Source organism: Janthinobacterium leeuwenhoeki (assembly GCF_051380795.1).
Taxonomy (GTDB): domain Bacteria; phylum Pseudomonadota; class Gammaproteobacteria; order Burkholderiales; family Burkholderiaceae_D; genus Janthinobacterium.
On record NZ_JBNYXT010000041.1, the window covers coordinates 23,898 to 43,324 of the forward strand.

The following is a 19,427-nucleotide window of genomic DNA, read 5'->3' on the forward strand; positions in this document are numbered from 1 at the left end:
GCTTTGGGTATGAAATGAGTATAGTTCAAAGCGCTTTGAAAAGTAAAGCGATACACGCGCCAGACATACGATTTTTTTATGAGGGTGATTCAGGACAACAATGCGGCGCTGCCGGCCAGGCGGCCGGCGGCGTAAGGGAGGGGGGCGCCTAGTTCGGCACGGGCCCCGCCGACTCGCCCGGCAACAATTCGCACGGCCACAGTTCCTGCAAGTCGGTGACGGGCGTGCCGTCCATCAGGGCCAGCAGCATGTGGATCATCTTCGCGCCGGCGCCGCGCGGGTCGGGCTGGACGACGGTGGTGACGTTGTGGCCAGCCAGGGAGTCTTCCATCACGCCCCAGACGATCAGCGACATCTCGCGGCCGATGGCGATGCCCGCGTCGAGCAGGGCGCGCACGGCACCCACGCCCGACATGTGGTTGTCGACGATGACGGCGGTAGGGCGGGGCGAGCGGGCCAGCAGGCGCTGCATGGCCTGGTAGCCGGCGCGGCGGTCGTGCGCATTGTCGACCAGGTTGTCGGGGTCGACGGCGAGGCCGCCCGCCTGCATGGCGTGCTGGAAACTCTCTACGCGCTGGCGCACGAAGTTCAGGTTCGGCGTGGCGCTGATCAGGCCGATGCGCTGGTGGCCCAGCTGCACCAGGCGCTCGACGGCCAGGCGCATGCCCGCCTCGTTGTCGTAGTCGAACCAGGCGTGCGGCTGGTTCAGCTGCGTGCGGCCGTGCGCGACAAAGGGCATGCCCTGCTGCGCCAGGTAGGCGATGCGTTCGTCGAACGGTTTCGTGCGCCCGACGACCAGGCCATCGATGCGGCGGCCCTTGACCATGCGTTCATAGGTGTAGAATTCATTGGTGGCCGAGGCGGGCGCGATCATCATGTCCATCTGCTGCGCTTCCAGCGCTTCCGACATGCCGCCCACGATCTCGATGAACATGGGGTCGGCCAGGTCGTTCGGCATCAGCGGGTAGATGATGCCGACGATATTCGTGCGCCCGACGGCCAGGCTGCGCGCCATGGGATTGGGGCGGTAGCCGGCCGCCTGCGCGGCGGCCAGCACCCGCTCGCGCGTACGTTCGCTCACTTCCGGGTAGCCATTCAAGGCGCGGCTGACGGTGGTTTCGGATATTCCTAGCGTTTTGGCGAGATTTTTGAGGTTCATGAATGCAGCAGTTGGGGTCTATCCAGAGTGGGTCGGGAGCGATGCGGTGCGATGACGGGTAGTTTATCTGATAAATGCCGGAATGATCAGGGGGATGACCAGCGGCGGCAGCGCCCAAAAAAATACGCGGGCAAACCCAGGGGCGCCCGCGCTAAAAGAGGATACTGCTGAATCACTACATTGAAGCTGCCGGCCATCGCGTGCAGCGGCGAAATGGTGGGTCCGGGTACTGCCTGCCCCGAAATGCGGGCGATGTTGCTGCCAGTGGCTGGTGCCTTGCGGCATCAGCCAATGTTGGATGCTCTTACCACCAGGATTCCACTTGGAAACCCATGGAGCTGCCGTTTGTTTTTCCACCGAACACGCCCGTCGATGACAGGGCCGTTTCCGCCGCGGCGGCCGACTGGGCTGCCTTGTTCCATTTGGCATAGGTGTAGAAGGCGCGCAGCACGGGACGCGACCAGAAGCTGTTGCCGGCCGACAGTTGCGGCGCGAAGGTCAGCTTGGTCAGGTTGCGGCTCTCGCCGCCTTCCGGCTTGACGATATCGTGGCCCAGTTCCACGGCCAGGCTGTAGTTATCCGTGAAGTGGTAGACGGGACGCGCGCCAATCGACGTCCACTTGCTGCTGACGCCGGCCGTTTCCTTGTCTTCGTAGACGAAGGTGCCCATGCCCGACCAGGCGCCTTTCGGCTGGATCATGATCTGTTCCGTCAGGCGCACGACCTTGTCATCCTTGCCGGCGCCCAGGTTGAAGCCGCCCGTGTTGGCGGCGCTGCCTTTGCCATACTGTAATGCCACCTTGTTGAAGCCGCCCAGCAGATTGCCTTGCGTATGCATGATGGTCAGCAAGTGGCCGCTGGCGATGGGGGCCGCGCCTTGCGCGTTGCGTTTCTGGTTGAATTGCAAGCCCAGCGTCAGTTCGCCGTCAGGGTTGACCTTGATGCCGGAGAAGCGCAGGTCGTGGGACAGGCCCATGCGCTTGCTGTCGCCGTCATCGGCCGTGCGCACGACGGCGTAGGCCAGCTTGGCGGCGCCCAGATCGATGTTTTCCAGGCCGGCGCCAGGGCCGCTGTTATTCCAGAAGTAGTAATCGGTGATGTGCACGTCCTGGCGGTCATAGTAGCGCTTGCCGACCCAGGCGCGCGCTTCGGCGAAGGCGCCCGTGCCGATCTTGTCGGCCACTACGTTCATTTCGCGCCACGACGGGTCCGATTGCTCCCAGTCCTGGTTCTGGTTGACGGAAAACGCCACCAGGGTATTGATGCGGAAGGTGGTGCCGTTGGCTGCCTTGAAGGCTTCGCCGCCGAATTTCAGCTCGCCGTAGGTTTCGCACTCATTGCCCAGACGATACTTGGATGAGGCGCCGGCCAGGCCGAAGCAGGCTTCCTTGCCGCCTTCGCTGCTGGTGCCGAGGCCCGAACGGATGTAGCCGCCGAAGTCGATCGGCAGGGCGGCCTGGGCCGACGCGCTCAAGGCCATGAGTACTGCCGCTGGCAACGCTTTCAAGAAAAATTTGTTCATTGTGTCTCCAGTGTTTTTATAGGTGTAGGGTCGGTGCGCATAGCTTTGCACAACCAAAGCGCTTTAACTATGTTTCAAAGCGCTTTAACTATGTTTCAAAGCGCTTTGAGTATAGTTCAAAGCGCTTTGATAAGTAAACTCGTTTTATCCTTGGCATCCTTCAGGAACTTTGCGGGTGTTGCGGAGAAACGTCAAAGGCGGGCGGCGGCGCGTGGGCGCCGCCGGATGTGGCGGGGAGGAAATTGCTGTCGTGAGGAAATAGGGTGGCTTAGTTTTGCACCTTGCCGGCGGGCAGTGCGGCCGTGTCCGTGCCCATTGTTGCAGCGGCCGGATGACGCAGGAAGGCCAGGATCAGCAGGGCCGACGCCGTCGTGATGCTGGCCAGCACATAGAGCAGGTGGCGGAAGGCCGTGCCGTAGGCTTGCGCCAGCTCGGCGGCGGGAGTGTGTGGCAGGAGTGTGTTCGCATGGCGCAGCTCGCCCAGCGCCAGGAAGGGGCCGGCGTGCGCCGCCTGTTCCGCGCCGATGCCAGCAATGCCGCCGCCGAGGGCTGCGACAGTGAGCGTGCCCAGCAGCGCGCTGACGATGGCCAGCGCCAAGCCTTCGCCCGCCACGCGCGTCGTATTGAAGATGCCGGCCGCCATGCCCGCCCGCTCGACCGGGACGACGCTGATGGCCAGGCCATCCATCAAGCCCCAGGGCAGGCTGATGCCGCAGCCGATCAGCAGCAGCGGCCCCAGCAACGTGGCGGGTGACTGCCCTGGCGCGCAGCTGGAGAGCCACAGCAAGCCTCCCGCCGCCAGCAGCAGGCCGCTGGCGCAAATGTGGGCGGCGGCAATGCGCTGCGCCGCCATACCGGCCAGGATAGGCAGCACCAGCATGGGTGCCGACAGGGCGATCATCATGCGTCCCGCTTCCAGCGCGCTGTAGCCTTCGATGCCGATGAAGCGGGCCGGCAGCAACACCAGCAGCACGACAAAGGAAAACGCGGGCGCTGCCGCCAGCAGTTGTACGCCGGCAAAAGCGGGCAGGCGGAACAGGGTCAAGTCCAGCATGGGCCGCGCCGCGTGCCGCTCCACGCGGATGAACACGCCCAGCAGCAAGGCCGCGCCACCGAGCAGCCCCAGGCTGGCGGCGCTGCCCCAGCCTTTGTGCGGCGCCTGCAGCAAGCCATAGGTAAACAAGGAGAGGGCGCCCGTAAACGTCAGGGCGCCGGGCCAGTCCACGCCTTGCGCCTGCGGATCGCGCGATTCGCGCATGGCGCGCGCGGCCGCCAGCAGGGCGGCCAGGCCGGCCGCGGCAGTGGCGGCAAAAATGGCGCGCCAGCCCGTGTGGGTGATCAATGTGCCTGCCAGGAAGGGACCGAAGGCCAGGCCCACGCCAAAGGCCGTGCCGATCAGGCTGAAGGCGCGTGCGCGGGCCGGGCCGTCGAATTCCTGCGCCAGCGCCGCCAGTCCGCTCGACAGGGCCATGGCGCAACCTAGGCCCTGGACAGCGCGCAGCACATCGAGCGACAGGAGGCCGGGGGCGGCCGACAGCGCCAGTGCGGCGGCGGAAAACACGCCCATGCCCAGCAAGAACACGCGCTTGCGGCCGTAGCGGTCGGCCAGCGCGCCGGCCACCATCAGGCAACCGCCAAAGCTGAGCATGAAGGCATTCGTGATCCACGCCAGCGCCAGCGGCGTGCCGTGCAGGTCGGCGGCGATGGCGGGAATGGCGATGGCCGGCCCCGTAAAACTGAGCGGCATGCACAGCGCGGCCAGGCAGACGGCGGCCAGCACCAGCGTGCGTCGTGCAGTCGCTTGATCCGGGGCTTGCGCGGGAAGATTTGTATCCATGGGAATGATTCCAGAAAGAGGGAATCTGATGATAATATGGACGCAATCAATGAAAAAGTGGCTGAAAATCCACTCATAACGGACAAATATTCCTTAATGGAAATGACGAGGTGGCATGGATAATCTGAATGGCATCGTCGCCTTCGTGCGCGCGGCGGAAACGCGCAGCTATGTGGCGGCCGGGAGGCTGCTCGGGGTGTCGGCCTCGGCCGTGGGCAAAAGCGTGGCGCGGCTGGAAGAAAAGCTGGGCGTGCGCCTGCTGAACCGCAGCACGCGGCGCATCAGCCTGAGCAACGAGGGCGCGTTGTTTTACGAGCGCTGCCAGCGCATCCTGGCAGACCTGGACGATGCCGAGGCGGAACTGTCGCATCTGGCCGAGGCGCCGCGCGGCAAGCTGCGCGTCAGCTTGCCCGTGATCGGCTACCGCATCATCCTGCCCCTGCTGGCGGACTTTACGCGCCAGTATCCGGAGATCGAGCTCGACCTCGATTTCAACGACCGCCTGGTCGACGTGGTGGCCGAAGGCGTCGATGTGGCCGTGCGCAGCGGCACGCTGACCGATTCGCGCCTGATGGCGCGCGAGCTGGGGCCGTTTGCCTTTGCCATCGTGGGCGCTCCCGCGTATTTCGCCCGCCATGGCATGCCGGCCACGCCGCGCGAGCTGGAAGGGCACGCTTGCGTGCGCTATAAATTTCCCACCACGGGAAAATTACAGGAATGGGCGCTGCAGCGCGCCGAGGGCGACAGCGGCGGCGAGCTGCGCTTGCCGACGGCCTTGACCTGCAACAATATCGAAGCGCTGATCGGCGCCGCCACGCAGGGCGTGGGCCTCGCTTATTTGCCTGACTTTATCGTGCGCGACGCCATCGCGCGCGGCGAACTGCAAGCCGTGCTGGCTGAACACTTGCTGTACTCGAGCAAGTTCTGGGTGCTATGGCCGTCGAGCCGCCATCTGTCGCCCAAAATTCGCGTCTTTGTTGACCATTTGTGTACCCACCTGCATTTTTCTTCGCCCCTTCCCGACCCTGCATCATTCCTCTGATGCCCCGGGCCGCCGCGCTGGCGGCGGGTTGAGGAATATTCCTACCCCAAAGAGATTATTCCTAACCGCGTCGCATTTATATTTGTTGCGCCGCATCACGCCATGCCGCACGGCATCAACTTATGCCCTTCGTGAATACCGGTCATGCGTTATTAAAATTGCCATAAGGAATTTATTTATGTTAATTTCATATCTGTTTCTGCGACATTGTATCGGCGCGTCGCTTGCGGGGACATGTGCAGGATTAGGCGCCATAAGCGTGTAGTAACCAACAATTAAGGGATGGTAACCCCGTTCCGTTCAGGGAGTGTGCATGAAGACAGTCACTACGACATCGCCGAATCCGGTGCCAGCTGCGACAGCGAAACCGGCCCGCAAAACGGGTTTGCTGCTGGGCGGCGGCGCACCAAATTCCACCTTGATCGCCGGCGCCCTGGCCGCTTTCCTCGATGAGGGCATCGAGTTCGACGTCATTTCCGCCTCGGGCGCCGGCGTATTGATGGGTTTGCTTTACACGACGCCGCACGAAGCCACGCCGCGCCAGGCCTTGCAAAGCTGGGCCGACACGGGCGTGGCCGACAGCATCTACAAGATGATCCCGATCAACTACAAGGTATTCCAGAAGCCGGGCATGCACGCGAGCACTTTCCGCGACGCTTTCCAACCGCCGGCCAACAATCCTTTTTTTCAGGCATTCCAGCAAACGTTTGCGGGCGTGCCCACGGCCTGGTCGGACTGGGGCAAGCTGATGCTGTCGTCGCTGTCGCCATCGGACTTGTCGGCGAAGAGCCTGGGCCTGTGCGCGCACTTGCCCTTCCTGGAAAAAGCCGTGGATTTCTCCGGCGTGGCGCGCATGCGCCCCGATTTCTACATCAATGCCTACAACCTCAGCGAGCACCGCATGCAAATCTGGGGTAAGCACGAGATCGAGCCGATCCACGTGCGCGCGGCCCTGTCGTTCCCCTTCCTGTATGCGCCCACGACCATCGCCGGCGACGACTACATCGAAGGCGCGGCGCTCGACACGCTCAATTTCGACCCGTTTATCGAAGGCAAGGGCGAGCACCATGACGCCGACACCCTGGTCATCCTCGACATCCTGGGCGATGAGCGCTTGCTGCGCAAGCCGCGCAACCTGTACGACGCCTGGGTGCGCTCCATCATTACGCCGCTGGTGAAGATTTCCAAGAGCGAGCTGCGCCTGTTTGAACTCGAGCACAACACGGACGCTCGCACGGGCCAGCCCAAGCGGCGCTTGCTGAAACTCGACTTGATGGGCGGCATCCCGGAGCAGCACTGGCCCGACACCCTGGACTGGTCCAGCTCGAACATGCAGTTGCTGTTCGACGTGGGCCACAAGGCGGGCCTGGCGTTTTGCCGCCAGCATGGCGACTTGCTGCGCCGCGCGCCTGACGCCGCGCCGCTGGCCGCGTAGCACCCGCCAGCACCCGCATCCCGGCCACCTGATCGGCAGCTATTTATCCCGCCTGGCCTTGCCAGGCCCCTTTTTTACTGCGAAACACCATGAATATCACCAAGCAATTAATTCTGACCCTGACCATCGCCTTGCTGGCCCTGCTATTGCTGGGCGCCGGCGGCGCCATCCAGTTGCAGCGCGCCCAGGAACGTTTTGACACTGTGCAAAACCGCATCATTCCCAGCATCCAGGGCTTGAACGCGGCCAAGGGTTTCCTGGCCGACTCGCGCCTGGCCGGCTACCGCCTGTCCGTATTCTCTAATTTGGCCGACAAGACGGCGCTGGACAAGGCCGTGGCCGATGCCAACACGAATTTCGACAAGGTCATTGCCACCTATCGCGCCGAGCGCCTGTACGACGCGACGGACAGCAAGATGCTCGACGCCGACCAGGCCGCCATGGAAGCCTATCGCCGCGCGCTGGTGCCGTTCTTTGCCGCCGCCTACGCGGGCGACATGGATGGCGTGCGCGCCACCTTGCTGGCCGGTACGCCACTGGCCATCACGGCTGCCGCCGCGAAAAAGAGCATGGATGACCATATCGCCTACAACAACAAGCTGGTCGATGACGTGAAGGCCGAAAGCCTGGCCGCCTACGACACGGCGTTCAACACCATGCTGGCCGTGCTGGGCGTGGCCGTGCTGCTGACTGGCGCGCTGGCCTGGCATATCTATCGCACCATCAGCGGCGGCCTGGGCAATATTGAACACACGCTGGAGCGCGTCAGCGCCTCGCTGGACCTGTCCGTCGCCATGCCCGTCGAGCGCATGGATGAAGTGGGCCGCACGGCCACCGCTTTCAATAAATTCCTGGAACGCATCGTCGGCGTGATCGCCACCGTGCGCGCCTCTGCCGATACGGTCAGCGTGGCGGCCGCGCAGATTTCCGCCGGCAACGCGGACTTGTCCGTGCGCACGGAGCAGCAGGCGTCGTCGCTGGAAGAAACGGCCTCCAGCCTGGAAGAGCTGACCTCGGCCGTACGCCAGAATACGGACAATGCGCGCCAGGCAAACTCGCTGGCCGTGTCCGCCTCGGATGTGGCCCGCAAGGGCGGCGCCGTGGTGGCGCAAGTGGTGGGCACGATGGGTTCCATCAATGAATCGGCGAAGAAGATCGCCGACATTATCGGCGTGATCGATGGCATTGCCTTCCAAACCAACATTTTGGCGCTGAATGCGGCCGTCGAAGCGGCCCGCGCGGGCGAGCAGGGCCGTGGCTTCGCCGTGGTGGCCACGGAAGTACGCAACCTGGCGCAGCGCTCGGCCGCTGCCGCCAAGGAAATCAAGGGCTTGATCGAGGATTCCGTCGACAAGGTCAACACGGGTAGCGCGCTGGTTGACCAGGCGGGTGCGACGATGGAAGAAATCGTCGCCAGCATTCGCCGCGTGACGGACATCATGGGTGACATCGCCAACGCCAGCCACGAGCAGAGCGCCGGTATCGAGCAAGTGAACCAGGCCATTTCGCAGATGGACCAGGTGACCCAGCAAAACGCGGCCCTGGTGGAAGAGGCGGCAGCAGCAGCTTCCTCGCTGCAAGACCGCGCCGTGGAAATGGTCGACGTGGTGGCCGTGTTCCGCCTGCGCGGCGATGCTCAGGGGAAAGCGTTGAAGGTGGCGGGCGGCTTGCCGGCCCCGGCGGCGGCAGCCAGCCGGCGCCTGGCGCTGCCCGGCCGCAGCACAGGCGCGTAACGCTTGTGACTGCTCCGGTATGCCGGGGTGTTGGTGGTGGGGTTGGCTAATCGGGGGGCGTTGATGTTCGGCGGCTATGACAAGGTTGAATAAAGTGGCCTGGCAGGATGGAAGTGAAGGTGGGGTGCAGCCCCGTTCCCCGCTAGTCAGCCGTGCCTGCCTTTCGCCTGCGGACTGTCGGCTTGGCGGCCTCAGGCTGCCCCATTTTTTGAGTTTCTCAATCGCAGATCTGTCGAGCCAGTTACTTCGCCTTGAAATCGCTGGAGATTGAATTGATCAGTACTTTCCAAACCGCGCCCATTCAAATCTCGCAAACTAAGCTACCGTCGATGCACACTTTCTTGAATTCCAGATTCCGCACCTCGTCTACGACAACCTGAAATCCGATAATTTTATTTCTGCTATTACGGTTGAATTGAATGCCGCCCATGAAAGATTTATTTCCGGAAAATACATCGATCTTGACGGGCTTGAAAGTAACGGAGCCCACACGCACATTGTTGGCCGTAAGCTGGCCGTTATTTACCAAAAAAACGAAAGAGGAATTGAGTTCTTCGCTGTAAAACGTTCCCGTAAATTTGGCCAGTTCATTTTCTGCGTAGGAAACTGCCTTATACGCTTCGAAAACAACGGGATCGCTGTCCCCCATGCTGAAGTGCATATTCATTTTGCCTTTCTTATCCACGAATTTAATAAAATAATGATCGTCGCCGTCAATTTTCATTTGGAAAGTCGAATCGCTTAACGGGATCAGCACGCGGCCATCGGCTTCCGTCCGCGTGTAATACAAGACATTATTTTTAACGTGCACTCTCGCAGCAAGCGCCCGTTCGCGGTTCCAGTACACGCCTTCGTATTTCTGACTCTGCGCACGGCTCAGCTTCACGCTTTCGATCTTGGAATAATCGATGGTTTCAGGCTCGCTGAAATGGTTTTTCAACATCGTGGCGGCAATCTGCATGCCGTACATTCCGTTGTACGCCAGGCCGGAACTCAATACGACGGCAGTAATTTCCTGATCGGGAAAACGGAAAATCGCGCTCGCGTACCCGCCAAAACTGCCTATCTGGTAAATCTTTGCAATTCCCCGTTCCTTGCCGGCGTGTTGCTGTCCGTATGTCGAAATGCTGGCGATATCCTTGATGATTTCGCCGCCATCAAGCTTGATCGGTGCATTGAGTTTAGTGGCCAGCGCATTCCCGCCGAGCGCGTCGGATAAGATGGCGGAGCGCCAGATCGCGAGGTCCCGGATCGAGCTGTAAAGATTGACGGGGCCTGGAACGTTTCCGCTGCCATAGTCGATTTTATAAGTACCTTTGCCGTCATCGCGATACGGAACGGCCGTGTTTTCCGGCGGCGCGTCGCCGTAGAGGAACGTGGTGTTCGCCATGCCAAGCGGTGCAAAAATATTATTTTTGCAATACTCATCGAACGGTTTGCCCGATGCGACTTCGACGATCTTCGCCAGCAGTATCAGCCGCGTGTCACCGCCCGGCGAAAAGTCGTCGCCGGGTTTGAAGTTCAATTTCTTTTGGTTTTTCACGAGTTCCAGGACGGTATTGTGCTGTTCGGCCCCTGCCGGCTCCCAGCCTGACAGCGACTTCAAGACCTTGTATCCGTGCAAGCCATCGGTCGAGCTCAGCAAATGATTGACGGTGATTTTCTTGCCGAAATCCGGCAACCCCGGAACATACATGCCGATATCGTCACTTAATTTTATCAGGCCCTGCTCTTCGAGCTTCAAGACGGAGTACGCGATAAATTCCCAGGCAAGTGTATCGATCTGGAATTTCGTATTAACCGTGGCAGGAATCTTGTATTCGAGATTGGCGCTTCCGAAAGATTTTTCGTATATCAATTTGTCTTTCTTGAAAATGGCGATCGCAAATGCCGGCTTGTTCGGTGTATTGAGTTCGCTGACGATCTGGTCGAACTTCTCTATCGGGATTGCTTCGGCGCCGTTGTTCGCGCTTGCCGAAAACGGAAGCAATACAAGGAGTCCCAGCATTAAATATGCTGCTTTTAAAGTTTGGATGTTCATTGTCAGCCCCTGTCTTTTTAATTGTGTTGCTGGAGATTCTTGATAACTTCCTGCGCCACGGAAGCAGTGGCCGTCGGATCTTGTCCCGTGATGATGTTGCCGTCGACGATGAAGAAGTTGTCGCCCCATTTTTTAGAGTAGACAAAATGCCCGCCGTTCTTGCTGACTTCCTTATCGATGGAAAATGGAAATGCCTTGTAATATTCGGCTTTCGTGTCTTCGAAAATATCGGGAAATCCGGTAACTTTCTTATTCGCGAAGATGAACGCGCCATCGGGATTCTTTAGGTTGACAATGCCGGCCGTGCCGTGGCAGATGGCCGAGACGACGCCGCCATTTTTATAGATTGTGCTGGCGATATTCTGAATCTTTTTATTTTCTGCAACGCCAAACATGGCCGCCCCGCCGCCGCTATAATAGACGGCCTGGTACTCGCTGGCATTGATTTGTTCGGGCTTCAGCGTATTCTTCAGCAAGGCCATGAAGCTGGCGTCATACAGGTGTTCCTTTTGCGTCGGATTCGATGTATCGACGTAGCCGACTGGAATTGCACCGCCGTCGGGACTGACGAAATCCACAGCATAGCCATTTTTCCTGAAAACGTCGTAGGCAATGACTATTTCCTCGAAATGGTTGGCCGCGCTGATCTTCGTATTGCCATAGGTATGCTGGTTCGACGTGACGAACAAGATCCTTTTTTGCTGTTTGGGCACCGCTTTCCAGGTGTAACTCTTTTGCACGATCTTCCAGGAGCCCGCGTATTTGAGAAGCAGGAAATAATCAGTGTAAAGCCTGAAATTGGGCATTAGTATTTCGACCTTTGCGGTGGCTGCATTGTTCTCGACGTCGATCGATACGATGCGTCCGATGCGCTTAATTTTTTCGCCTGACTTAATTTTCGCGATGTACTGTTCCCCGGAACGGATCAGCAATTCATTGTCTTCCGTTACCGCGTATAACTTGAAATCAGGATGGAACGCCTGTTTCAATCTGGCTGGTTCGCCATTGGCCGTTCCATCCATATAGTCCGTCAAAGTTTTTGTGATCCGATCCCGGTCCGCGCCTGCTGCGGCAGGCGCCGTGGCAGCCATCGCCTGCCCGGTCATGTAAAATGAGAAAAAGATATGGAGAATGGCGCGCAAAAGAATATATTGATTCATACATTACCTAGAGTTTTACTATTACCTATTCGCCGAAGGTAAATACGGTTGTTCGGGCGGCTATCGAGTCCGCACTCTGTGCGACGAAGCGATGCTGCCGAATGACACGTTAGAGCGAACGGGAAAGCCCATGCTCGCAAACCACAGTTTAGGACTCCGGATCCATAATTCGAGAGGGATGGCGACGATGGCCGCGATGGAGCGCAAGCGCAAGTTCAGGCGGCCTGCACACCGGGCTTACCGGCCGCTGCGTGCGGCGCGGTATGTCAGGAATCGCTGGTGACGCGATGGTGTGGCGATGGCGCCGGCGCACGGTCGGCGCCATCGCCACAGGATGAGAGCGGCACCGACGCAAAGACGGCTCGGTAGCTGGCAGGCGTTTGTCCCGTAATCTTCTTGAACGCGGAAAAAAATGTGGAATTGGAATTGAAGCCGCTGCGCTCGGCAACGAGTTCCATATTGAGGTGGGATGCCGTGATCAACAGGTCTTTTGCGTGCTGAATGCGAAACTCGTTAATATAAAGGTTGAAACTTTTATTTAGGTTTTCATTGATCACCTGGGAAACCGTCGTTTGCAGGTTGCCGACTTTCTTCGCCAGCATCGCCAGGCTCAAGGCCGGATTCAAATACAGCTGCTGCTCGCACATTACCTTATCGAGGGAATTGAGCAATGCGCGGACATCGCCGTCGCTCATTTTTTTATTGTGATATTTTTCCTTCTTGCCTGCCTCTTCCAACGCTTCATTTTTCACGATATACGTCAAGATCGTGATGTGGATAGAAAAAGTAAACGAGAGCGCGCCGATAATATACGACGTGAATGGCGTGCTGACGTAAGCGATGAGTATCAGGACACTACTGAAGTAAACGCTGAGCAGGAGCACCGTTTGACGGGAAAACCGGCCATCGACGCGGCCTAATACGGCGCGCGCCTGCCATAGCTGCATGCCCGCCAATAGCAGACAAGAAAACCAGTAAGCATGGATGCCGCACATCGCATAGAACCAGGTGTCCGTATTGCGCGAATACGGGAATAGCGTGGCGATGCCGATTAAGCATAAGGGCAGAAAAAGATGCAAGTGCCAGTGCTTGCTGACGGCACTGCCTGTCACGTCGGCCAGATGGCTATGGACATACAGATATGTCAGCGGCCCGATCAGCAGGCATGCCGACAGGCCCAGTTGAATAAACGCGACGGCAAGGTCGGGATTAAAGTAGTAAAACGCCGATTTAACCGTGCGAAAACTGATCGCCAGCAGCAATGCGCCGAGCATGGCATGCGTCAGGCGATGGGAGCGCCGGCTGAAAAAGTAAAACGCCAGGAATATGCCATTCACGGAGCCCAGGGCGCTAAAGAGAAATAGTAGTTGGCTTGAGATCACTGGTCGGTTGGTGACGTTTAACTGCGTTATGGGCCGGGGCCCGTAAAAAATCGAAAGCAGCGCACAACATCGCATAGTCGCTCATCGCTGAGAACGCTTCTCCGCGATGCCATCGACCATACGCTGCCCGGCGAGGCGACCCGGCAACCGTATGTACCGACTCCCGGCGGCGCGCCGTGAGTGCCTTGTTTGTTCCGAAGACGATTAGAAAGTAGCCATGTGGCATGAAGGCCCACTACATCATATGCACGGCGAGCATCCTCTGCATCAAGCCAAACGATATCCGCTGAGTGATGCTGTAGCTCCTGAACCCTCCAATGTGTTGCGTTTATAATCTATCAACATCCAATAGGCTCACGGTCATGACGGGCGGCAGCTTGTGGTTCCTGCTCAATGGCGCATCCCTAAATCCTGGCGCCAAATAAGGCTGTCATCATGATCCGGCTTTGTCTGCGACAAGTATAACCAGAATCTAACTCTATTTATATGCTAAAAAAACAGTGTATCCTGCAATCGCAGCAGCTATATTTTTTATCGATGCAAAGGAAAAGCAGCTGTCTTTGTTCCTGTCGGAAAACGATCCTTTGAGTGTCGCAATTGTCGTGGATATTTCACATGATGAATGCCATGCCGCTGACCAATACCCAGGCACTGCACGACGCCGGATGGCAGATTCAGTGACTTTTATCAACATGATAGGGAGATCCCCATTGATGCAAATCAAAGAAAGTATCCACATTGCCGTCCCGCCCACGGTCGTCGACCAGATCTGGAGCGAGGTCGATCGATGGCACCTGTGGGATCCGGATACAAAGCAAGCCCGCCTCAACGGGCCATTCGCGGTGGGAACACAGGGCCGGATAGTTCCCAATAAAGGGATGGGTATTGCGATGCTGGTTACCGAGCGCTCTGCAGGCCGCTCGTTCACCGTCGAGGGCTACATCCCCCTGTTCCGCATCCATTTCGAGCACACGGTTGCCGCCGTAGATGGCGGATCGGAAGTCGTTCACCGCGTGTGGTTCACCGGAGCACTTGCCTTTCTGTTCGGGCCAGGCGTGGCCAAACAAGTCCGGCAAGGGTTACCCAAGACGATGCGCTCACTCAAGGCCTATGCAGAGCAACGTAACGAGACTCTCCATGTTGGCGAGGCGGACAGGGCTAACGCGACAAGCGCTTGATAGATAGTTTCCCCTAATCAATTCCTTGCAAGCTGCCGCGTCAAATTAACGTGCCCTTCCCGTCATGATGGAATACAATTCTTGCGTGGCAGCCAGCTTGCCTGGCAAGGCCGGGTACGGCGCCTTTGACCTCGGAAAGATGTTGGCTTATGACTTTGCAGTTCCCCCAGCGAACGGCGCCCTGTGCGCCATCCACGCTTCGCCTTTCACGCAAGCCCCTCGTTTCCCTGTTCGTCCTGACGTTTTCGTGTCTGCTGCTCACCGCGCCGGTCAAGGCCGCTACTTCTGCCAGTAGCGTCATGCTGGAAGAGCTGACCAGCACGGAGTTGCGCAGCCGTATCGACCACGGCGCCACCACCGTGCTGGTGCCGATTGGCGGCGTCGAGCAGAGCGGGCCGTATATCGCGCTGGGCAAGCACAATGCGCGCGTCGGGCTGCTGGCGCGGCAGATTGCGCAAAAGCTGGGCAACACCATTGTCGCTCCTGTCGTTTCCTACGTGCCGGAAGGCGCTATTTCGCCGCCGGCCGGCCACATGCGTTTTGCCGGCACGATATCGATACCGCCCGCCGCCTTCGAAGCCTTGCTGGAAGGGGCGGCCGCCAGTCTGCGCCAGCATGGTTTCCGCGACATCATTTTTATCGGCGACCATGGCGGCTACCAGAAGAACGAGCAGAATGTGGCCAACAGGCTGAACCGAGCCTGGGGCAAAGCTTCCGCCGCCAAAGATGCGCGCGCTTACGCCTTGCTCGACTACTATGACATCACGCAATCGGCCTATATTGCCGAACTGCAAAAGCGCGGCCACAGCAGCGCCGAGATTGGCTTGCACGCGGGCTTGGCCGACGCGGCGCTGATGCTGGCGACTGACCCGTCGCTGGTGCGCAGCGAGGCCATGGCGCACGGACCCAAGCCTGGCGTGGCGGACGGCGTGCGCGGCGACGCCACGCGTGCCACGGCTGAACTGGGCCAGATCGGTATCAAGCTGCAGGTGGACACCTCGGTGGCCGCCATCAGGCAGCTGCTGCAACGTCATAAATAATTTCTGCTGGAAGTGCTGAACTTCCGGCTTTTGCAACGAAACGACGCGAAATCACATGAAAAAATCTCAACGACGCACCATCGTCACCTTGTCCGCCCTGGCTGCCGCGCTGGCAGGTTTGGGCGTGGCCAGCCAGGTCACCGGCGCCAGCACGCCGGCCCCTGCCGCCGCCTATGCTCCGCTGCCGGGCATGCCGCCGCTGGTGGACCCGAAAAACGTGTATGGCAGCATTGCCAGCAGCAATATGAGTCCTGTCGTCAAGGATCATCTGCGCCGCGTCTACGTGCCCAATTTGCGCTCGAACGACGTCTACGTGATCGACCAGGAGAGCCTGAAAGTGGTCGACAAGTTCAAGGTCGGCAGCGGCCCGCAGCACGTCGTGCCGTCGTGGGACTTGCGCACCCTGTGGGTGGCGAACAATGCCGAGCGCACGGACAAGGGCAGTTTGACGCCGATCGACCCTTTGAGCGGCAAGCCGGGCAAGGAAGTGCCCGTCGATGATCCCTACAATATGTATTACACGCCGGATGGCAAGTCGGCCATCGTCGTGGCAGAAGCGCGCCACCGCCTCGATTTCCGCGATCCGAAGACCATGGCGGTGCAGTATTCGATCGACACGCCCCAATGCGGCGGCATCAACCATGCCGATTTCTCGAATGACGGCCGCTACGCCATGTTTACCTGCGAGTTCGACGGCACCATCGCCAAGATCGACCTGGTGGGCCGCAAGGTCGACGGCTACCTGAAATTGCAGATGCCGGCCAAGCGCTTTGCCGAGTCCGGTCCCGTGGGCGGCCCGGCAAATGAAATCTGCAGCGTCAAGAAGGGCATGCCGCAAGATATACGCATCTCGCCGGACGGCAAGAAATTCTATATCGCCGACATGGACGCCGATGGCGTGCACATCGTCGATGGCGCCACCCTGAAGGAAATCGGCTTCATCCAGACGGGCGTGGGCGCGCACGGCTTATACCCCAGCCGTGACGGCAAGAAGTTGTACGTGGCCAATCGTGGCACGCACCGCATCCATGGCAAGCGCAACGGCAAGGGCAGCGTCAGCGTGATCGATTTCGCCACGGAAAAAGTCGTGTCGAACTGGCCGATTCCTGGCGGCGGCAGCCCCGACATGGGCAATGTGTCCGCCGATGGCAAGTACCTGTGGCTGTCCGGCCGTTTCGACGACGTGGTCTACCGCATCGACACGAACAGCGGCGACGTATCCAAGGTGAAAGTCGGCCAGGAACCGCACGGCCTGACCGTATGGCCGCAGCCGGGCCGTTATTCGCTGGGGCATACGGGCAACCTGCGCTAGGCTGGGGAAGCGCATGGAAATCGATTCGTTGGAGCAACTGCGCGCGCATTATCCGCCCGCGCAGGGGCGGTCACTGAGCAAGCAGCTCGACCGTCTCGACCCGCATTGCATCGCCTTCATCGGGCTGTCGCCGTTCGCCGTGCTGGCCACGGGCGGGGCTGGCGGTCAGCTCGACGCCTCGCCGCGCGGCGGCGCGCCAGGTTTCGTGCACGTGCTCGATGCTCATACCTTGCTGCTGCCCGATGCCAAGGGCAATAACCGCCTCGACAGTTTCAGCAATATTGCCGAGACGGGCAGGGCGGGGTTGCTGTTCCTGATCCCCGGCGTCGATGAAACCTTGCGCGTGAATGGCGAGGCCAGTCTCAGCGACGATCCGGCGCTGCTGGCGCACTTCGCCGGCGAGCGCAGCCCGCCGCGCCTGATCATGCGCCTGCACGTGGCCGAGGCGTATCTGCATTGCGCCAAGGCCCTCATGCGTTCGCGCCTGTGGGACAGCGCGGCCCAGGTCGAACGCTGCGTCTTGCCGACGATGGGGCAGATGATTCAGGACCAGACGGGCGGCAGCGGGCCGCAGGAAACGCAGGAACAGATGGTCGCCCGCTACGCGCCGGATCTGTAGTTTTGATTGCTTAAAAGGCAATATTGGCGCATACTGCATTTCCTGTCCCCTTACCTGCGAGGAGCACCATCATGATTCTTGATCACATTGGTTTGACTGTCAGCGATGCCCAGGCCAGCAAGGCTTTCTTTTCGGCCGCCCTGGCACCCTTGGGCGTGTCGGTGGTGATGGAAGAGCATGGCTGGGTCGGCCTGGGCAAGGATGGCAAGCCCGATTTCTGGTTCGGCGTAGGCGGCACGCCGCATGCCGGCATGCATCTCGCTTTCGCGGCGGACAACCGCGCCCAGGTGGACGCGTTTTACCAGGCCGCGCTGGAAGCGGGCGGCAAGGATAACGGCGCCCCCGGCATCCGCGCCATCTATCACCCGAATTACTATGGCGCCTTCGTGCTGGGCCCGGACGGTCACAATGTCGAAGCTGTCTGCCACCATCCCGAACCCTGACACCGTTCACTACCAGAAGAGAGCAGCATGAAGCACAGCGCCACCCTGTTTGCCGACGATGCCGGCCGCTATGCCTACGTGAAAGCGGGTTTTTCCTGGCCGGCCCTGTTGCTGGGCTCGTTTTGGGCCGTGGCCAAGCGCCGCTGGTGGCTGTTGCTGCTCATGCTGGCGATGGATGCATGCCTGTGGTTTGGCAGCCACCTGGCCACCGAAATGCGCATCGGTCCGATGATGCTGCTGATGGCCGCCGCGGAGCTCAGTTACCTGTTGGCGCGTGGCTGGTATGGCAACCGCTGGCTGGAAGCCTCGCTGCGCAGCCATGGCTACAAGCCCGTCGTGCCGGACGCGGGCGTCACTTGTTGAGCTTGCCTGGCACAGATTTTCCTTCCCGTCACTGACGTTTGGCTAGGGCAAGCCGTCCGGCGAAAACTTTCTGCGCAGCTTAGCGCACCTTTGATCCAGATCATCCCTCACCTGCGGTGCTCACGTAGCCTTGGGACTCGCGTTGCAAAGCATCTTTCCACCAATCGGATATGTTTTTCGCGTTCGTGGCGTAGCCTGGCCGTCTGCCTCACCGTTCGACAGCCGTTGGTGCCGCCATCTGTTTATGTCCACCCAACCGCTATTTAATGAGGAACTCCATGTATCCATATTCGCATAGTGTTACCCCCGCCGCCAAAAAACACCTGGAAGCGCAACTGGCTTTTTTCAATGGGCTGTCGAAGTCGCTGTTCCAGTCGGTGCAGCATTTCAGTGACCTGAACATGCAGCTGGCGCAAGGCTTGCTGGAAGAAATCACGGCCACCAGCCAGAATCTGCTGACGCTCGAGCGCGCTGAAGATGTGTTCCAGGTGGCTGCCGTGGCGGGCCAGCCAGCGGCCGAGCAATTGCGCAAGTACCAGCAACAGGTATCGCGTCTGGCAGCCGATACGCAGGTCGAACTGGCCAATGTTGCAGAGCGTCATGTGAATGAAACGAGCCGCACTGCCAAGGCCCTGGCCGAAGAAGTGGCCCGCACGGCTGCGGAAGAAACAGAGAAAAATGTGCGCAAGCAGCACGAAGCCATGCAGCGCGTCGCCGAACCGTTCCAGGCCAACCATCAAAACGGTAGCAACCGCGACCAGCAACGCGGTGCGCAAAGCCGTGACGGCCAAACCCTGCAAAGCGTCAGCAACCAGGGCAGCCAGCAGTCGGCCGGCGGCGAAAGTTCGGCCAGCGGCAGCGCATCGCAAGCGGGCTCCGCTCAAAACAAAAGCAGCAGCGCCAGCCGGAAAGAGTAAGCGGGCCGCTGCTGTCAGCTGAATCCGCATGCGGGGGCCGAGCCTTGAGATGCGGCTGGTTGACGCGCAGCGTCGCGCGTAGTGCTCTGGCAGAGCGCCCGTCCCTCAGGGGGCGGGCGTTTTTTCGTGGTGCGCCCGGCAGGGCGCACTCACTTGGAGGTGAAAGTCCTCTACTCGCCCGACAAGGGGAAGAGTTAGCTGAACGGCAAGGGTGTCGCGGGTGACTGCGAATCTGAAGGAAGCC

At 59.8% G+C, this 19,427-nt stretch carries 16 protein-coding genes; 10 read left to right on the forward strand and 6 right to left on the reverse strand.

Translation table 11 applies throughout. From position 1 onward, the window contains the following. Positions 1-148: 148 nt before the first annotated feature. The 3 genes from ACQ4WS_RS22650 to ACQ4WS_RS22660 form a co-directional block, all read right to left on the reverse strand. Positions 149-1,159 carry a substrate-binding domain-containing protein gene (locus ACQ4WS_RS22650; RefSeq protein ID WP_436479265.1) on the reverse strand — a complete coding sequence of 337 codons (1,011 nt, stop codon included), beginning with the start codon at positions 1,157-1,159 and terminating at the stop codon, positions 149-151. Between the two features lie 304 nt (positions 1,160-1,463). Further along, entirely contained in the window at positions 1,464-2,681 is a 1,218-nt protein-coding gene (locus tag ACQ4WS_RS22655) for a maltoporin (RefSeq protein WP_436479266.1), read from the reverse strand. 268 nt (positions 2,682-2,949) lie between these two features. After that, positions 2,950-4,518 carry an MFS transporter gene (locus ACQ4WS_RS22660; protein WP_436479267.1) on the reverse strand — a complete coding sequence of 523 codons (1,569 nt, stop codon included), beginning with the start codon at positions 4,516-4,518 and terminating at the stop codon, positions 2,950-2,952. Between the two features lie 115 nt (positions 4,519-4,633). On the opposite strand from ACQ4WS_RS22660, the gene ACQ4WS_RS22665 reads away from it, so the two are divergent. From ACQ4WS_RS22665 to ACQ4WS_RS22675, 3 genes are all read left to right on the forward strand, one after another. Then, positions 4,634-5,560, forward strand: a complete 927-nt coding sequence (locus ACQ4WS_RS22665; RefSeq protein WP_436479268.1) for a LysR family transcriptional regulator — start codon at positions 4,634-4,636, stop codon at positions 5,558-5,560. Positions 5,561-5,873: 313 nt separating this feature from the next. Beyond that, positions 5,874-6,995, forward strand: coding sequence for a patatin-like phospholipase family protein (locus ACQ4WS_RS22670; RefSeq protein WP_436479269.1), 1,122 nt, complete (start codon positions 5,874-5,876; stop codon positions 6,993-6,995). 89 nt (positions 6,996-7,084) lie between these two features. After that, the gene (locus ACQ4WS_RS22675) at positions 7,085-8,728 is read left to right on the forward strand and encodes a methyl-accepting chemotaxis protein (protein WP_436479270.1); all 1,644 of its coding nucleotides are present in this window, start codon (positions 7,085-7,087) and stop codon (positions 8,726-8,728) included. Positions 8,729-9,029: 301 nt separating this feature from the next. Here the strand turns inward: ACQ4WS_RS22675 and ACQ4WS_RS22680 are convergent, their stop codons facing one another. The 3 genes from ACQ4WS_RS22680 to ACQ4WS_RS22690 form a co-directional block, all read right to left on the reverse strand. After that, a complete protein-coding gene (locus tag ACQ4WS_RS22680; RefSeq protein ID WP_436479271.1) occupies positions 9,030-10,769 on the reverse strand; it encodes a serine hydrolase domain-containing protein in 1,740 nt (579 codons plus the stop codon). A gap of 17 nt (positions 10,770-10,786) precedes the next feature. Further along, on the reverse strand, positions 10,787-11,929 hold the full coding sequence (locus ACQ4WS_RS22685; protein WP_436479272.1) for a nuclear transport factor 2 family protein: 1,143 nt from the start codon (positions 11,927-11,929) through the stop codon (positions 10,787-10,789). 266 nt (positions 11,930-12,195) lie between these two features. Beyond that, a complete protein-coding gene (locus ACQ4WS_RS22690) occupies positions 12,196-13,266 on the reverse strand; it encodes an AraC family transcriptional regulator (RefSeq protein WP_436479273.1) in 1,071 nt (356 codons plus the stop codon). A 545-nt stretch (positions 13,267-13,811) separates the two neighbouring features. On the opposite strand from ACQ4WS_RS22690, the gene ACQ4WS_RS22695 reads away from it, so the two are divergent. From ACQ4WS_RS22695 to phaP, 7 genes are all read left to right on the forward strand, one after another. Continuing rightward, positions 13,812-14,489 carry an SRPBCC family protein gene (locus ACQ4WS_RS22695; RefSeq protein WP_436479274.1) on the forward strand — a complete coding sequence of 226 codons (678 nt, stop codon included), beginning with the start codon at positions 13,812-13,814 and terminating at the stop codon, positions 14,487-14,489. 299 nt (positions 14,490-14,788) lie between these two features. After that, positions 14,789-15,529: a creatininase family protein gene (locus ACQ4WS_RS22700; protein WP_436479275.1), complete on the forward strand. Its 741-nt coding sequence runs from the start codon at positions 14,789-14,791 to the stop codon at positions 15,527-15,529. 55 nt (positions 15,530-15,584) lie between these two features. Further along, positions 15,585-16,841, forward strand: a complete 1,257-nt coding sequence (locus ACQ4WS_RS22705; RefSeq protein ID WP_436479276.1) for a YncE family protein — start codon at positions 15,585-15,587, stop codon at positions 16,839-16,841. Between the two features lie 13 nt (positions 16,842-16,854). Beyond that, on the forward strand, positions 16,855-17,460 hold the full coding sequence (locus ACQ4WS_RS22710) for a pyridoxamine 5'-phosphate oxidase family protein (RefSeq protein ID WP_436479277.1): 606 nt from the start codon (positions 16,855-16,857) through the stop codon (positions 17,458-17,460). Between the two features lie 71 nt (positions 17,461-17,531). After that, positions 17,532-17,903, forward strand: a complete 372-nt coding sequence (locus ACQ4WS_RS22715; protein ID WP_436479278.1) for a VOC family protein — start codon at positions 17,532-17,534, stop codon at positions 17,901-17,903. Between the two features lie 27 nt (positions 17,904-17,930). Continuing rightward, on the forward strand, positions 17,931-18,266 hold the full coding sequence (locus ACQ4WS_RS22720) for a DUF2628 domain-containing protein (protein WP_436479279.1): 336 nt from the start codon (positions 17,931-17,933) through the stop codon (positions 18,264-18,266). Positions 18,267-18,544: 278 nt separating this feature from the next. After that, entirely contained in the window at positions 18,545-19,183 is a 639-nt protein-coding gene (gene phaP, locus ACQ4WS_RS22725) for a TIGR01841 family phasin (RefSeq protein ID WP_436479280.1), read from the forward strand. Positions 19,184-19,427 lie beyond the last annotated feature (244 nt).

What these genes read in the sequence shown, in the direction of transcription:
- ACQ4WS_RS22705 (WP_436479276.1), top strand. Translation starts at nt 15,585, where the DNA reads ATGAAAAAATCTCAACGACGCACCATCGTCACCTTGTCCGCCCTGGCT.
- ACQ4WS_RS22680 (WP_436479271.1), bottom strand. Translation starts at nt 10,769, where the DNA reads ATGAACATCCAAACTTTAAAAGCAGCATATTTAATGCTGGGACTCCTT.
- ACQ4WS_RS22720 (WP_436479279.1), top strand. Translation starts at nt 17,931, where the DNA reads ATGAAGCACAGCGCCACCCTGTTTGCCGACGATGCCGGCCGCTATGCC.
- ACQ4WS_RS22670 (WP_436479269.1), top strand. Translation starts at nt 5,874, where the DNA reads ATGAAGACAGTCACTACGACATCGCCGAATCCGGTGCCAGCTGCGACA.
- ACQ4WS_RS22655 (WP_436479266.1), bottom strand. Translation starts at nt 2,681, where the DNA reads ATGAACAAATTTTTCTTGAAAGCGTTGCCAGCGGCAGTACTCATGGCC.
- ACQ4WS_RS22665 (WP_436479268.1), top strand. Translation starts at nt 4,634, where the DNA reads ATGGATAATCTGAATGGCATCGTCGCCTTCGTGCGCGCGGCGGAAACG.
- ACQ4WS_RS22650 (WP_436479265.1), bottom strand. Translation starts at nt 1,159, where the DNA reads ATGAACCTCAAAAATCTCGCCAAAACGCTAGGAATATCCGAAACCACC.
- ACQ4WS_RS22685 (WP_436479272.1), bottom strand. Translation starts at nt 11,929, where the DNA reads ATGAATCAATATATTCTTTTGCGCGCCATTCTCCATATCTTTTTCTCA.
- ACQ4WS_RS22675 (WP_436479270.1), top strand. Translation starts at nt 7,085, where the DNA reads ATGAATATCACCAAGCAATTAATTCTGACCCTGACCATCGCCTTGCTG.
- ACQ4WS_RS22700 (WP_436479275.1), top strand. Translation starts at nt 14,789, where the DNA reads ATGCTGGAAGAGCTGACCAGCACGGAGTTGCGCAGCCGTATCGACCAC.
- ACQ4WS_RS22710 (WP_436479277.1), top strand. Translation starts at nt 16,855, where the DNA reads ATGGAAATCGATTCGTTGGAGCAACTGCGCGCGCATTATCCGCCCGCG.
- phaP (WP_436479280.1), top strand. Translation starts at nt 18,545, where the DNA reads ATGTATCCATATTCGCATAGTGTTACCCCCGCCGCCAAAAAACACCTG.
- ACQ4WS_RS22660 (WP_436479267.1), bottom strand. Translation starts at nt 4,518, where the DNA reads ATGGATACAAATCTTCCCGCGCAAGCCCCGGATCAAGCGACTGCACGA.
- ACQ4WS_RS22715 (WP_436479278.1), top strand. Translation starts at nt 17,532, where the DNA reads ATGATTCTTGATCACATTGGTTTGACTGTCAGCGATGCCCAGGCCAGC.